This window comes from Pseudomonas sp. AN3A02 (genome assembly GCF_011765255.1).
Taxonomy (GTDB): domain Bacteria; phylum Pseudomonadota; class Gammaproteobacteria; order Pseudomonadales; family Pseudomonadaceae; genus Aquipseudomonas.
Genome location: NZ_JAARNI010000010.1, coordinates 163,044 through 177,171 on the forward strand (window position 1 = coordinate 163,044; position 14,128 = coordinate 177,171).

At 62.6% G+C, this 14,128-nt stretch carries 9 protein-coding genes; 6 read left to right on the forward strand and 3 right to left on the reverse strand.

What is annotated here, in order from left to right:
* Positions 1 to 950 precede the first annotated feature (950 nt).
* The gene (locus HBJ59_RS32095) at positions 951 to 1,655 is read left to right on the forward strand and encodes a methyl-accepting chemotaxis protein (RefSeq protein ID WP_372241508.1); all 705 of its coding nucleotides are present in this window, start codon (positions 951 to 953) and stop codon (positions 1,653 to 1,655) included.
* A 119-nt stretch (positions 1,656 to 1,774) separates the two neighbouring features.
* Entirely contained in the window at positions 1,775 to 2,206 is a 432-nt protein-coding gene (locus HBJ59_RS26520) for a hypothetical protein (RefSeq protein ID WP_256670902.1), read from the forward strand.
* On the opposite strand, the gene HBJ59_RS26525 is transcribed toward HBJ59_RS26520, so the two are convergent.
* The gene (locus HBJ59_RS26525; protein ID WP_167665258.1) at positions 2,153 to 2,929 is read right to left on the reverse strand and encodes a TatD family hydrolase; all 777 of its coding nucleotides are present in this window, start codon (positions 2,927 to 2,929) and stop codon (positions 2,153 to 2,155) included. The two genes, HBJ59_RS26520 and HBJ59_RS26525, sit on opposite strands and share 54 nt — an antisense overlap.
* A gap of 5 nt (positions 2,930 to 2,934) precedes the next feature.
* Complete coding sequence (gene cra, locus HBJ59_RS26530; RefSeq protein ID WP_167665259.1) at positions 2,935 to 3,930, reverse strand: catabolite repressor/activator; 996 nt, start codon at positions 3,928 to 3,930, stop codon at positions 2,935 to 2,937.
* A 293-nt stretch (positions 3,931 to 4,223) separates the two neighbouring features.
* Here cra and ptsP point away from each other — a divergent pair, with 293 nt between their 5' ends.
* From ptsP to HBJ59_RS26550, 4 genes are read left to right on the forward strand one after another with little or no spacing between them, the layout of a single operon-like run.
* The gene (gene ptsP, locus HBJ59_RS26535; protein WP_167665260.1) at positions 4,224 to 7,082 is read left to right on the forward strand and encodes a phosphoenolpyruvate--protein phosphotransferase; all 2,859 of its coding nucleotides are present in this window, start codon (positions 4,224 to 4,226) and stop codon (positions 7,080 to 7,082) included.
* Positions 7,083 to 8,003 (forward strand): 1-phosphofructokinase, encoded by a 921-nt coding sequence (gene pfkB / locus HBJ59_RS26540; protein WP_076016495.1) that lies wholly within the window; start codon positions 7,083 to 7,085, stop codon positions 8,001 to 8,003. It abuts the gene before it with no gap.
* Between the two features lie 11 nt (positions 8,004 to 8,014).
* A complete protein-coding gene (locus HBJ59_RS26545; protein ID WP_167665261.1) occupies positions 8,015 to 9,724 on the forward strand; it encodes a PTS fructose-like transporter subunit IIB in 1,710 nt (569 codons plus the stop codon).
* A 55-nt stretch (positions 9,725 to 9,779) separates the two neighbouring features.
* Positions 9,780 to 11,321: an alkaline phosphatase gene (locus HBJ59_RS26550; protein WP_076016497.1), complete on the forward strand. Its 1,542-nt coding sequence runs from the start codon at positions 9,780 to 9,782 to the stop codon at positions 11,319 to 11,321.
* Positions 11,322 to 11,470: 149 nt separating this feature from the next.
* Here the strand turns inward: HBJ59_RS26550 and HBJ59_RS26555 are convergent, their stop codons facing one another.
* Complete coding sequence (locus HBJ59_RS26555; protein WP_167665262.1) at positions 11,471 to 13,996, reverse strand: sulfite reductase flavoprotein subunit alpha; 2,526 nt, start codon at positions 13,994 to 13,996, stop codon at positions 11,471 to 11,473.
* Positions 13,997 to 14,128 lie beyond the last annotated feature (132 nt).

A 14,128-nucleotide genomic window follows, 5' to 3' on the forward strand; every position in this document is an offset into this window, starting at 1 on the left:
AGCGCGATGAAATGATCGCCGCCTTCAAGGCCCAGCAACAGGAAACCTCGCTGCTGAGCAAAAGCGCGCTGATCGGCAAACTCCTCAACAAGGCGCAGATGCTCAGCCAGATCATCGCCAGCCAGTCGGGCTTGAGCCGCGATCCACAAGGCGACCTGCGCCAACTCAGCGAACTGATCACCAGCGTCACCCCGCAAGTCACCCAAACCCTGGGCGAAGGCCGGGCAATGGGCGCTTATTCGTTGGGCCAGGGCTTTCTCAACTCGTCCTCCAGCACCCGTTTTGATGAATTGTTGCAGCAACTGGAAAAACTCCAGGCCGAATACGGCCTGAAACTGCAGGACGCCCTCGGCTCCAGCAAACCTGCCCACGCCGCGTTGGCGAGCCTGGCCGACGCGAGCAAGGCCAGCCTCAAGCAAGGCAGCGAGTTGTTCGAAGAGCAGGTTGTCATGGCCGAAACCCTCGACGCCCCATGGCAAGGCTTCTACGACGAAGTCAGCACGTTGATGGCCAAGACCTATCAACTCGACGAAGCCACCCTGACCTTTCTCGAGCAGCAACTGGAGCAACGCCTGTCAGAAAACCGCACGCACATGATCGGATTGGTAGCGGCCCTGGCCTCGGTGTTTTTGCTGATCTTCTATCTGTACGCCGGGTTCTATGCCTCGACCCGCACCACCCTGCGCCACCTCGGGGCGATGATGGACAAGGTGGCGGCGGGTGACATGACTGTCACCTTCATCGCCCAAAGCCGCGACGAACTGGGGGATTTGGGCCAGGTGTTCAACGCCACCGTGGCAAAAATCCATGACCTGATCGAGCGGGTAGGGCACACCGTCAACCAGGTCGAGCACCAGGCCGGCCAAGTGGAGTCGGTCTCGGCCAGCAGCAACCAGGCCGTCTCCGGCCAGCGCAGCCAGATCGAGCAAGTGGCGACCGCCATGAACCAGATGTCATCCACTGCCCAGGAAGTCGCCCGCAGTGCAGCGGCGGCGGTCAGCAGCGCCCACAGCGTCAACGAGGAAACCGTCAGTGGTCGCGGCCTGGTGCAGTCACAGCAAGGCAGCATCGCGGCGTTGGCCTCGGAGATCGATCAATCGGTGCGTGTGATCAACCAGTTGGCCATCGACAGCCAATCCATCAGCCGCGTGCTGGATGTGATCAAGAGCATCGCCGAACAGACCAACCTACTGGCGCTGAACGCCGCCATCGAGGCCGCGCGTGCCGGTGAACAAGGGCGCGGTTTCGCCGTGGTGGCCGATGAGGTGCGCACCCTGGCCCGGCGGACCCAGCAGTCCACCGAGGAAATCGAGCAGATGATTGCCAAGCTCCACAGCGGCGTCGGCGCAGCAGTGAAGGCCATGGGTACCAGCCACGAGATGGCCAATGGCACGGTAGGGCAGTCGGAAAAGGTCCAGCAGGCTCTGGAAAATATCCTCGGCGCCGTGGGAATGATCGTCGACCAGAACCAGCAGATTGCCGCTGCCGTCGAGCAACAGACTGCCGTGGCACACGACATCGATCAGAACATCGTCGAGATCAACCGTGCGGGTGAGCATGCGGCGCAGGGCGCGCACCAGACCGAAGCAGCCAGCCGGCAGTTGTCCTTGCAAGTGATCGAGCTGAAGCAGTTGATCGGCGCCTTTCGGGTGTGAGGCGTCGCTGTAGGAATAATCCGCGAGGCGCGTGGCGCCTGTCTCATTTTTGACGTTGATCTTTTTCCACTGCCAAAATGGGTGAGAATTGTTTCACCTATTTTCGCGGAGGTTCGGTCATGACCAACGCAGTCGTCGGCGTTAGAGGGCATTGCACCCATTGCGATATGTCCTTTGAACTCAAGCCTTGGCAACTCAATGCCATTGCCATGGACGTGCCTTTTGATTGCTCGTATTGCCATAAAGGCGTGCAGCCGAGTTGCCCCAAGCAGCTGAAGCAGTTCAAGTCCCTGGACAACCTTGGGCTGTTGCGTCCGAGCATGATCGTACTCACCAGCGCGGCATTGCTGGTGGCGCTGGTGGCGGAGTGGATAGGGCTGATCAGTGTGATCGGGCAGCTCAATGTCTCGCTGATGGCCGTGCTGATCTACTTCATGACGTTGCGTTATGCCCGTCACCGGCAGCGGATGACGCTGACATTGCGTGAGGTAAAACCCCTACCAGTTGAACAGCTCGCAGGCATTGCGGCTGCTCGCCTCAGCCAACGCTGAAGGGCTGATGCCCATGCGCTCCGCCAGGGCGCCACAGATGTCCGGCAGATGTTCGGGGCTGTTGCGCTGGCCCGCGTACATGACGGGCGCCATGTCCGGCGAATCGGTCTCCAGCACCACCGCTTCCAGCGGCAGCCGGGCGATCGCTTTGTGCATGCGCAGGGCTTGCGGCCACGTCGCCGCGCCGCCCAGGCCGAGTTTGAAACCGAGCTTGATGTATTCACGGGCCTCTTCCTGGCTGCCGGCAAACGCGTGAATGATGCCGCCCCGTGGCAGGCGAATGCGCTTGAGGGTGGCGATCACGGCGGCGTGGCTGCGGCGCACATGCAGCAGCGCCGGTAGCTGGAAATCCACCGCTAGTTTCAGTTGGGCTTCAAACAGGCTTTGCTGGCGTTCGCGGTTCAGCTGTTCGAGGAAGTAATCCAGGCCGATTTCGCCCACCGCGCACAGTTGCCGGTGGCCATTCAGGCGGGTCAGCCAGTCGCCCAGTTCGGTCAGGTCGGCGGGGCGATGGTCGTCGAGATACACCGGGTGCAGGCCGAAGGCGGCGAATAAATCCGCGTCGGTTTGCACCAGGTCCCACAGCCGTTGCCAATTCTGCTGATAGACCCCCAGCACCACCATCCTGCGCACGCCCAACTGGCGACTGCGGCTCAGGACTTCAGCGCGATCAGCGTCGAAGTCCGGGAAGTCCAGGTGGGTGTGGCTGTCGATCAGCTCCACACCGCTTACTCCGAATGAATCCGTTGTTTGAACGTGCGGCCGATGGCGTGCACGCCCGGCGCGTAGTGCTGCTCTTCAATGGCCGCCAGCGCCAGGCGCAGCGCGGTGTCGGCGATCAATTGATGCTGCTGGGCCATGGCATTCACCGGCAACGGCAGGAAATCCAGCAATTGCGTGTCGCCAAATGTCCCCAGACGCAGCGGGCGGGATTTGAGCGGGAAGTCATGCAGCGCATCAAACACCCCTTGCAGCAGGACGTAGGACGTCGTCACCAGCGCGTCAGGCAAATGCCCCAGGCTTTGCAGCAATTGCTCCATCAGCTGTCGGCCACAATCGCGGCTGAACGACTCACCCTGTTCGATCAGCACTTCACCATTGAAGTCTTTCAGCGCTTCCTTGAAGCCAGCGGCACGCTCCTGGCTGATGCTCAGCTCTGGCCGCGCGCCGATCAACACGATCTGCTTGGGCAGCGGTTGCAGCAGGCTGCTGGTCAATTGCTGGCAGGCCTGGCGATCATCACTGACCACCGAGCAGAACTGCGTAGACTCCATCACCCGGTCAATGGCGATCACCGGCAAACCCTTGGCTTGCAGCTCGCGGTAGCTGTCGTCATTGGCCGGCAGACAGCTGGCGACAAACAACGCATCACAGCGGCGGGCGCGGAACAATTGCAGCAATTGCCGTTCACTGTTGGCGTCGTCATCGGAACTGGCGATCAGTAGTTGATAGCCTCGCGCCCGGGCACCTTGCTCCAGCAGCTTGGCGATGCGTGCGTAACTCGGGTTTTCCAGATCCGGCAGGATAAACCCCAGGGTACGGGTATGCCGGCTGCGCAGCCCGGCGGCCTGGGGGTTGGGCGTAAAGCCATGTTGTTCAACCACGGCGCGCACCCGTTCGACGGTTGCGCTGCTGATCCGTTGCTGTTCGGCCTTGCCATTGATGACGTAGCTGGCGGTGGTCACAGACACACCGGCAATGCGCGCGATATCACTGAGTTTCAAACCGGGATTTCCTTGTTTTTTAGAGCTTGCCCCGACACTTTGTCCAATCGTAACCGATTACTGCAGGCGACCATTGTCGTAACTCAACAGCCGAGTGGCTCTTCAATCATGGGAAATTAACGCGTAATCTGCCATAAATTCTAGATTAAACGTTTCAGCAAGCGTATTTTTACGATTATCGCGACGATCGTGGTCCTGCCAACTGACCACTCAGTCAATTTTTTCGAACGCCTTTGCACTGATTTATTCAAAATAATACCTAGTGCGCACGCCGCACTAACTAGGAGAACGGCATGCTTGAGCTCACCCACGAGCAGATATCCATGGGCCAGACGGCTGTGGATAAGTCTGCTGCCTTGCAACTGCTCGCTGAAAAACTGGTGGCCGATGGCCTGGTCGCCGAGGGTTACCTCAGTGGCTTGCAAGCGCGTGAAGCCCAAGGCTCGACCTTTCTCGGCCAAGGCATCGCCATTCCCCACGGCACCCCCGAAACCCGCGACCAGGTGTTCGCCACCGGGGTGCGCCTGCTGCAATTTCCCGAAGGTGTGGATTGGGGCGATGGCCAGATCGTTTACCTGGCGATCGGCATTGCCGCCAAATCCGACGAACACCTGCGCCTGCTGCAACTGTTGACCCGCGCCCTTGGCGAGACCGACCTGGGCCAGGCCCTGCGCCGCGCCAGCTCCGCCGAAGCTTTGCTGAAACTGCTGCAAGGCGCACCGCAGGAGCTGGCGCTGGACGCACAGATGATTGGTCTGGGCGTGTCGGCGGACGATTTCGAAGAGCTGGTGTGGCGTGGCGCACGCCTGCTGCGCCAGGCCGATTGCGTGAGCAACGGCTTTGCCGCCGTGCTGCAACAAGTCGACGCGTTGCCCCTGGGCGATGGCCTGTGGTGGTTGCACAGCGAGCAGACGGTGAAGCGCCCGGGCCTGGCTTTTGTCACCCCGGACAAACCGATGCGTTACTTGGGCCAGCCATTGAGCGGCCTGTTCTGCCTGGCCAGCCTCGGCGAGGCCCACCAAACCTTGCTCGAACGCTTGTGCGCCTTGCTCATCGAAGGCCGCGGCCAGGAGCTCGGTCGCGCCACCAGCAGCCGCGCCGTACTGGAAGTACTCGGCGGTGAACTGCCGGCCGACTGGCCAAGCGTGCGCATCGCCCTGGCCAACGCCCACGGCCTGCATGCGCGGCCCGCGAAGATCCTCGCGCAATTGGCAAAAAGTTTTGACGGCGAAATCCGTGTGCGCATCGTCGATGGCGATGTCAGCGCGGTGTCGGTAAAAAGCCTGAGCAAGTTGCTGAGCCTTGGTGCACGCCGTGGCCAGGTGCTGGAATTTGTCGCTGAACCGGGCATTGCCGGTGACGCCTTGCCTGCCTTGTTGGCGGCGGTAGAAGAAGGCCTCGGCGAAGAAGTCGAGCCGCTGCCAGCGGTAAGCGCCCAGCAGGTCGTCGTCGACATCGAACCGGTGCTCAGTGCGCCGGCGTCCGGCAGCCTGATCCAGGCCATCGCCGCCGCCCCCGGCATCGCGATTGGCCCCGCGCATATCCAGGTGTTGCAACCTTTCGAATACCCACTGCGCGGCGAGACGCCGGCGATCGAGCGCCAACGCCTGCATGCGGCATTGACCGACGTGCGCCGGGACATCCAGGGCCTGATCGAACGCAGTAAATCCAAGGCGATCCGCGAGATTTTCATCACCCACCAGGAGATGCTCGACGACCCGGAACTGACCGACGAAGTCGAGACGCGCCTCAAGCAAGGCGAAAGCGCCGAAGCCGCCTGGATGAGCGTGATCGAAGCGGCCGCCAAACAGCAGGAGTCGTTGCAGGACGCCTTGCTCGCCGAGCGCGCCGCCGATTTGCGTGACATTGGCCGCCGCGTGCTGGCGCAACTGTGCGGCGTCGAAACCGCCCAGGAGCCCGACGAACCCTACATTCTGGTGATGGACGAAGTCGGCCCGTCTGACGTCGCGCGCCTGGACCCGGTGCGTGTCGCCGGCATCCTCACCGCACGTGGCGGCGCCACTGCCCACAGCGCCATCGTCGCCCGTGCCCTGGGCATTCCCGCGCTGGTGGGCGCAGGCCCGGCGGTGTTGCTGCTGGCCTCGGGCACGCCGTTGCTGCTGGATGGCCAGCGCGGTCGCCTGCATGTCGATGCCGACGCCGCCACCTTGCAGCGCGCTACCGTAGAACGCGACACCCGCGAACAACGCCTGCAAGCCGCTGCCGAGCAACGCCATCAACCGGCGCTGACCCGCGACGGCCATGCCGTCGAAGTGTTCGCCAATATCGGCGAAAGCGCCGGGGTTGCCAGCGCAGTGGAGCAGGGCGCCGAAGGTATCGGCCTGCTGCGCACCGAACTGATTTTCATGGCCCACAAACAGGCGCCGGATGAAGCCACCCAGGAAGCCGAATACCGCCGCGTGCTCGACGGCCTCGGCGGTCGGCCACTGGTGGTGCGCACCCTCGATGTGGGCGGTGACAAACCGCTGCCTTACTGGCCGATCGCCAAGGAAGAAAACCCCTTCCTCGGCGTGCGTGGCATCCGCCTGACCCTGCAACGTCCGCAGATTATGGAAGCGCAATTGCGCGCGCTGTTGCGCTCGGCGGACAACCGTCCACTGCGCATCATGTTCCCCATGGTCGGCAGCGTGGACGAGTGGCGCCAGGCCCGGGACATGACCGAGCGCCTGCGCCTGGAAATTCCGGTGGCCGACCTGCAACTGGGGATCATGATCGAAGTGCCGTCGGCCGCGTTGCTGGCGCCGGTACTGGCCAAGGAAGTGGACTTCTTCAGCGTCGGCACCAACGACCTGACCCAATACACCCTGGCCATCGACCGTGGCCACCCGACGCTGTCGGCCCAGGCTGACGGCCTGCATCCGGCGGTGTTGCAACTGATCGACATCACCGTGCGCGCCGCCCATGCCCATGGCAAATGGGTCGGCGTGTGCGGCGAGCTGGCAGCCGACCCGTTGGCAGTTCCGGTGCTGATCGGCCTGGGAGTGGATGAGCTGAGCGTGTCTGCGCGCAGCATCCCCGAGGTCAAGGCACGGGTACGTGAATTCAGTCTGAGCGAGGCCCAAGGCCTGGCACAAAAAGCCCTGGCGGTGGGTTCTCCCGCCGAAGTGCGTGCGCTTGTGGAGGCCGTGTAAATGGCAAGGATTTTAAGCCTGACGCTGAACCCGGCGTTGGACCTGACGGTGCGCCTGGCGCGCCTGGAACCGGGTGAGGTCAACCGCAGTGAAGCGATGATCACCCATGCTGCCGGCAAGGGCGTGAATGTCGCGCAGGTGCTGGCGGACCTTGGTCATCAGGTGAGCGTGGGCGGTTTTCTCGGTGCAGCAAACCCGCAGGCGTTCGATGCACTGATCGCTAGTCGTGGGTTTGGCGATGCGTTCATTCGCGTGCCAGGAGAAACTCGTAGCAATATCAAGATTGCCGAACAGGATGGCCGGGTCACCGACATCAATGCACCGGGGCCGTGGGTGAGTGAGCAGGCGCAAGCTCAACTGCTGAAACTACTGGCGGTGATCGGCCCTGAATTCGATGCGGTAGTGGTCGCCGGCAGCCTGCCACGCGGCATCACCCCACAGTGGTTCCACGGCTTGCTGCAGCAACTGAAAAACCTCGGTTTGAAAGTCGCCCTGGACACCAGCGGCGAAGCGCTGCGCGTCGGGTTGAAGGCTGGCCCATGGTTGGTCAAACCCAATACCGAAGAACTGGCCGATGCCCTCGGTCATGCCACGGATGCTGTCAGCCAACTGCATCGGCAAGGTGTTGAGCATGTGGTGGTCTCCGACGGTGCCGCAGGCGTGAGCTGGTACAGCCCGGAAACGGCGCTGCACGCCACGCCACCCAAGGTAACGGTGGCCAGTACCGTAGGCGCCGGCGACTCGCTGTTGGCCGGGATGCTTCACGGTTTGCTCAGTGGCGATACGCCGGAGCAAACCCTGCGCCGCGCCACCGCCATTGCCGCGATGGCGGTTACGCAAATCGGTTTTGGCATCACCGATGAGGCACAGCTTGAGTCATTGCAGAGCGGCGTCCACGTGCGCCCGCTGACAGAACAATAAGAGGGTTGGTCATGAAGTTAGCCATTGTTACTGCCTGCCCGAATGGCATGGTCACCAGTGTGCTGTGCGCCCGCTTGCTCGACGCTGCCGCGCAGCGCCAGGGCTGGAGCACCAGCGTCGAAGTGGTGGACGTGCAACACCCGGAACGCCAATTGTCGGCGGCCACTATTGAAGCCGCCGAGTGGGTGTTGCTAGTCAGCAGCACGCCGGTGGACATGCAGCGTTTTGTTGGCAAGCGCGTATTCCGCAGCACGCCGGCCCAGGCGCTGCAGGATGTGGACGCGGTATTGCGTCGCGGGGTCGAAGAGGCCCAGGTGCAGGTAGCTGATGCGGCGCCGCCGAAAACTACGCCGCGTATCGTCGCGATCACCGCTTGCCCGACCGGCGTCGCCCACACCTTCATGGCTGCCGAAGCGTTGCAGCAAACCGCCAAGCGCCTCGGGTATGACCTGCAGGTGGAAACCCAGGGTTCGGTGGGCGCCCGCACGCCGCTGAGCGCCGAGGCGATTCGTGACGCCGACGTGGTGCTGTTGGCCGCCGACATCGAAGTCGCCACCGAGCGCTTTGCCGGCAAGAAAATCTACCGCTGTGGCACCGGGATTGCGCTCAAGCAATCCGAGGCGACCCTCAACAAGGCGCTGGCCGAAGGCAAGCAGGAATCCGCCGCCAGCGGTGCTGCCGCCAAACCGGAGAAGACCGGCGTCTACAAACACCTGCTCACCGGCGTGTCGTTCATGCTGCCGATGGTGGTGGCGGGTGGTCTGCTGATCGCCCTGTCGTTTGTGTTCGGCATTCATGCCTTTGAAGAAAAAGGCACCCTGGCCGCCGCGCTGAAAACCGTCGGCGACCAAGCATTCATGTTGATGGTGCCGCTGTTGGCGGGTTATATCGCCTACTCGATTGCCGACCGTCCGGGCTTGGCTCCCGGCATGATCGGCGGCCTGCTGGCCAGCACCTTGGGTGCGGGTTTTATTGGCGGGATTTTTGCCGGTTTCCTCGCCGGCTACTGCGTCAAATTCATCAGCCGTGCGATCCGTTTGCCCCAGAGCCTGGAAGCCCTCAAGCCGATCCTGATCATCCCGTTGCTGGCGAGCTTGTTCACGGGTCTTGCGATGATTTACCTGGTAGGGCCGCCGGTGGCGAAGATGCTCACCGGGCTCACGGATTTCCTCAGCACCATGGGCACCACCAACGCCGTGCTGCTGGGCATCTTGCTGGGCGGCATGATGTGCGTCGACCTCGGTGGCCCGATCAACAAGGCGGCCTACGCGTTTTCCGTCGGCCTGCTGGCGGCGCAAAGCGGTGCCCCCATGGCCGCGACCATGGCCGCCGGCATGGTGCCGCCGATTGGCATGGGCATCGCCACCTTGCTGGCGCGGCGCAAGTTCGCCCAGACCGAGCGCGAAGCCGGCAAGGCCGCGCTGATCCTCGGCATGTGCTTTATCTCTGAAGGCGCGATTCCGTTTGCCGCCAAGGACCCGCTGCGGGTGATCCCTGCAAGCATCGCCGGCGGCGCGCTGACCGGTGCGCTGTCGATGTACTTCGGCTGCAAACTGATGGCGCCCCATGGCGGGTTGTTTGTGATGCTGATCCCGAATGCGATCAACCATGCGCTGCTGTATTTGCTGGCGATTGTGGCGGGGAGTTTGTTGACCGCTGTGGTGTATGCGTTGATCAAGCGTCCCGAAGTGGTCGAGCTGACGGTCAAGCCGGTGTCATAACTCGTTCATCCCTTCATGCTTAAGTTTCCCTTTTGCTGCTCGAGAGGGAACCTGCATGACCCACTTCAACCTCGGTCGCCGCCGTGTGATGCAAGCCGTCGGCGCCGGCCTGTTGCTGCCGGGCCTCGCGCCTGCGGTGATCGCCTCGGTCAAGGATCGCCCGCAACTCACCGACGGTGTGCAGTCCGGCGACCTGCTGGGCGACCGCGCGATGATCTGGAGCCGCAGCGACCGCCCGGCGCGGATGGTGGTGGAGTGGGACACCCGCAGTGTGTTCAGCAACCCGCGCAAATTCGTCTCGCCCCTGGCCGACAGCCACACCGACTTCACCGCCCGTGTCGAACTCACCGGCCTGCCTGTCGACCAGGCGATTTTCTACCGTGTGCACTTCGAAGATGCCCAGACCGGCGTGGCCAGCGAGCCCTGGTTTGGCCACCTGCGCAGCGTGCCGCAGCAACGCCGGGATATCCGTTTTGTATGGAGCGGCGACACCGTCGGCCAGGGCTTCGGCATCAACCCGGACATCGGCGGCATGCGCATCTACGAAGCCATGCGCCTGCGCCTGCCGGACTTCTTTATCCACAGCGGCGACACCATCTACGCCGACGGCCCGGTGCCCGCGCAACTGACCACCGAAGACGGACGCATCTGGCGCAACATCACCACCGAAGCCAAAAGCAAAGTCGCCGAAACCCTGAATGAATACCGTGGCAACTATCGCTACAACCTGATGGACGAAAACGTGCGTCGCTTCAATGCGGAAGTGCCGCAGATCTGGCAGTGGGACGACCACGAAGTGATCAACAACTGGTCGCCGAGCAAGCAGCTGGATGAGCGCTACAAAACCCGCGACATCAACACGTTGGTAGGCCGTGCGCGCCAGGCCTGGCTGGAATATTCACCCATGCGCCGGCAAAGCGCCGACCAGGGCGGGCGGATTTATCGCAAGCTCAGCTACGGCCCGTTGCTGGATGTCTTTGTGTTGGACATGCGCAGCTATCGCGGGCCGAACGACGACAACCTGGGCGGCGAAAAACCGTTCCTGGGGCGTGAGCAACTGGACTGGCTCAAGCGCGAATTGAAAGCCTCCCAGGCGCAATGGAAAGTCATCGCTGCGGACATGCCCATTGGCCTTGGCGTGCCCGATGGCGAAGTCAGCCCCGGCGTGCCACGTTGGGAAGCGATCGCCAACGGCGACCCGGGCCCGGCCCAGGGACGCGAATTGGAGATCGCCGAATTGCTCGGGTTTTTGCGAGCGCAACAGGTGCGTAATCATGTGTGGCTCACGGCGGATGTGCATTACTGCGCGGCCCATCACTACCATCCGGATCGAGCGGCGTTTCAGAACTTCGAGCCGTTTTGGGAGTTTGTCGCCGGGCCGCTGAACGCCGGGAGTTTCGGGCCTAATCCGCTGGATAAAACCTTTGGCCCGGAAGTGGTGTTCGAGAAGGCACCGACGGTGCAGAACAGTTCGCCGTTTGCCGGGTTCCAGTTTTTTGGCGAGGTGCAGATTGACGGGCAGACGGCGGAGCTGACGGTGATTTTGCGGGACCTGGATGGCGTCTCGGTGTTTGAGCAGAAGCTGGCGCCAGTGTGATTGCAATGCAATCTACCTACTGAACAAGAGCCAATGTGGGAGCGGGCTTGCTCGCGAAGGCGGTGTGTCAGTCAACAGATGTATCGACTGATCCACTGCCTTCGCGAGCAAGCCCGCTCCCACATTTTGATCGGTGTATTTTCAGGGGGTCAGTAAACATCCCGGCGATAACGGCCCTGCTCGATCAACCGCTCAACCGCCTCACTGCCCAGCACCTCGTGCAGCACCTGATCCACACCCGCCGCCATCCCCTGCAAACTGCCGCAGACGTAAATCGCCGCGCCATCCGCGATCCATTTACGCAGCACATCCGCCGACTCACGCAGGCGATCCTGAACGTAGATTTTTTCCGCCTGGTCGCGGGAAAACGCCAGGTCCAGCAACGCCAGGTCACCGCTGGCCAGCCAGCCTTGCAGCTCGTCCTGGCAGTGGTAGTCGTGGGCGATATTGCGTTCGCCAAACAGCAGCCAGTTGCGCTGCTGACCGTCGGCAATCCGCGCCTTGAGCAAACTGCGCAACCCGGCAAGGCCGGTGCCATTACCCAGCAGAATCATCGGCACCGGCTCGCTCGGCAGATGGAAACCACTGTTACGCCGCAGTCGCAGGCTGATGGTCGAGCCCAGTGGTGCATGTTCGGTCAACCAGCCGGAACCCACGCCCACGCTGCCATCGGGGTGACGTTCCTGGCGCACGATCAGTTCCAGCACGCCGTCGCCGGCGATCGACGCGATGGAGTATTCGCGCATGCTCAACGGCACCAGTGCATTGACCAGCGCCTGGGCATGCAGGCCGACCAGATGCCCGCGATTGTCCGGTAGCTGGCGGCTGGTCAACGCGCGGTCGAGGGTGAATGCCAGGCCGTCGATCACCACACCTTCGCTGCCCGCCAGTCCCAGGCCGTCGAGGAAGTGTTCGATGGCCCATGGGCAATTACGCGGCAGCACTTCTACCAGGTCACCGGCCAGCCAATCCCGTGGGGCTGGCGGGGTGAGCCCGAGCAGATAGACGCCGGAGCCGCTGCTGTCCGGATTGAGCAAGGTACGGTGCTTCACGGTCCAGTTTTCATAGGTCGCGGTGGCCCATGCCGCCGCGGGTGCATGGCCGGTCAGTTGGCCGAGTTGTTGTTGCCAGTGCAGCAACGCATCGGTGTCGCCGCTGTCGACTTCCACCGGGGCGAACAGCGGGTTGCCGCCCTGGTTGGTCAGCCAGAAATGCAGGCGCCGGGCGAAGCCACAGAAGTGTTGGTACTGGCGATCACCCAAGGCCAGCACGGAGTAGTTCAAGCCCTTGAGAGAGAGGTCCTGGCCGAGCACGCTGCGTTCGAACCCCCGGGCGCTGTCCGGCGCTTCGCCGTCGCCGAAGGTGCTGACCACAAACAATGCATTGCTCGACTGGCGCAAATCTTCTTCGCTGACGCTGCCCAACGATTGCACCTTCACCGGCAAACCGGCGGCCTGCAATTGGCCGGCGGTCTGCCAGGCCAGTTGCTCGGCAAAACCGCTCTGGCTGGCAAAGCCGATCAGCCAGGCAGGGGCATCGCTGTGGTTATCGGTCAGGCCTTTACGCGCATCGCGCACCTGGCGCTTTTTGCGGCGGCGGTCCAGGTACAGCAGCCAGCCCGTGATAAAGAACAGCGGCATGAGCAGCGCGGTGAGGGTCAGGATGATGCGGCCGGGCAGGCCGAAATAACTGCCGGTGTGCAGTGCATAAATGCTGGTCAGGATCTGAGCCTTGAAGCTTTTGCCGGCGTAGGTGTCGTGGGATTTGACCTCGCCGGTGGCCGGGTCGAGGTTGATCTGGTTCAGTGCGCGGTCGTGAGGCGAGGTTTTCAGCAAGTAGTAGACAGTGGCGGGTTGCCCGGCGACCGCTGGCATCCGGATGTTATAGCCGCTCAAACCGGGGCCGGCGTTGCTGTAGATGCTGCTCCAGATGGCGTCGTAATTGGCCACGGGCGCTGGGCCTTCCGGCGCCGGGCCGCGTTTGCGTACGCGTTCGTTTTGCGGGGCGTCGGACAGCATTTTGGTCAGGCCATTGCTGTACCACTCGTAGGACCAGAACAGCCCGGTCAGCGCCGCCAATAGATAGAACAGCAGGCACCAGGTGCCGAACACCGAGTGCAGGTCCCAGTTGAAACTGCGGCCCTTTTTGCGCCAGTCGAGGGTCAGCCATGCGCGCCAACTGGCCACTTGGCGCGGCCAGCGCAGGTACAGGCCCGAGAGGCAGAAGAAAACCAGGATCAGCGTACAGGCGCCGGTGATTTGCCGGCCGGTGTCGCCGATGGCGAGGAAACGGTGCAGTTGCAGCACGAAGCCGAAGAACTCCTGGCCGACGGCGTCGCCCAAGTAGTCGCCGGTGTACGGGTCGAAGTAGCGCATCTGGCCACGACGTTCACCGGGCGGCGGGGTGAACCAGACCTTGGCGGCGTCGGTGCTGTCGGGTTGCACCGTGAGCATCGACACCACTTTGCCTTCACGGGCCTCCAGCAGTCGCACCAGCTCAGCGGGCGGCAGCACGCCGGCCGGACGTTTTTCCACCGTCAGCACCGTCGGGTTCAGCAACTCGATGATTTCATCCTGGAACGACACTGTCGCGCCGGTGATCCCCATCAAGGCCAACACCAGCCCGGCGGTAATGCCGAAGAACCAATGCAACTGGAACAGGGTTTTCTTCAACACGTCGTACGGCCTCGTCATCGGTTAGGTGTTTCACGGCGCGCATTATGCCGCGAGTTGTCGAGAAACATTCTTTTTTACACGCAAAAACCCCACGCATCCGATGCGTGGGGTTTTTGCGGTGATTTGTATCGG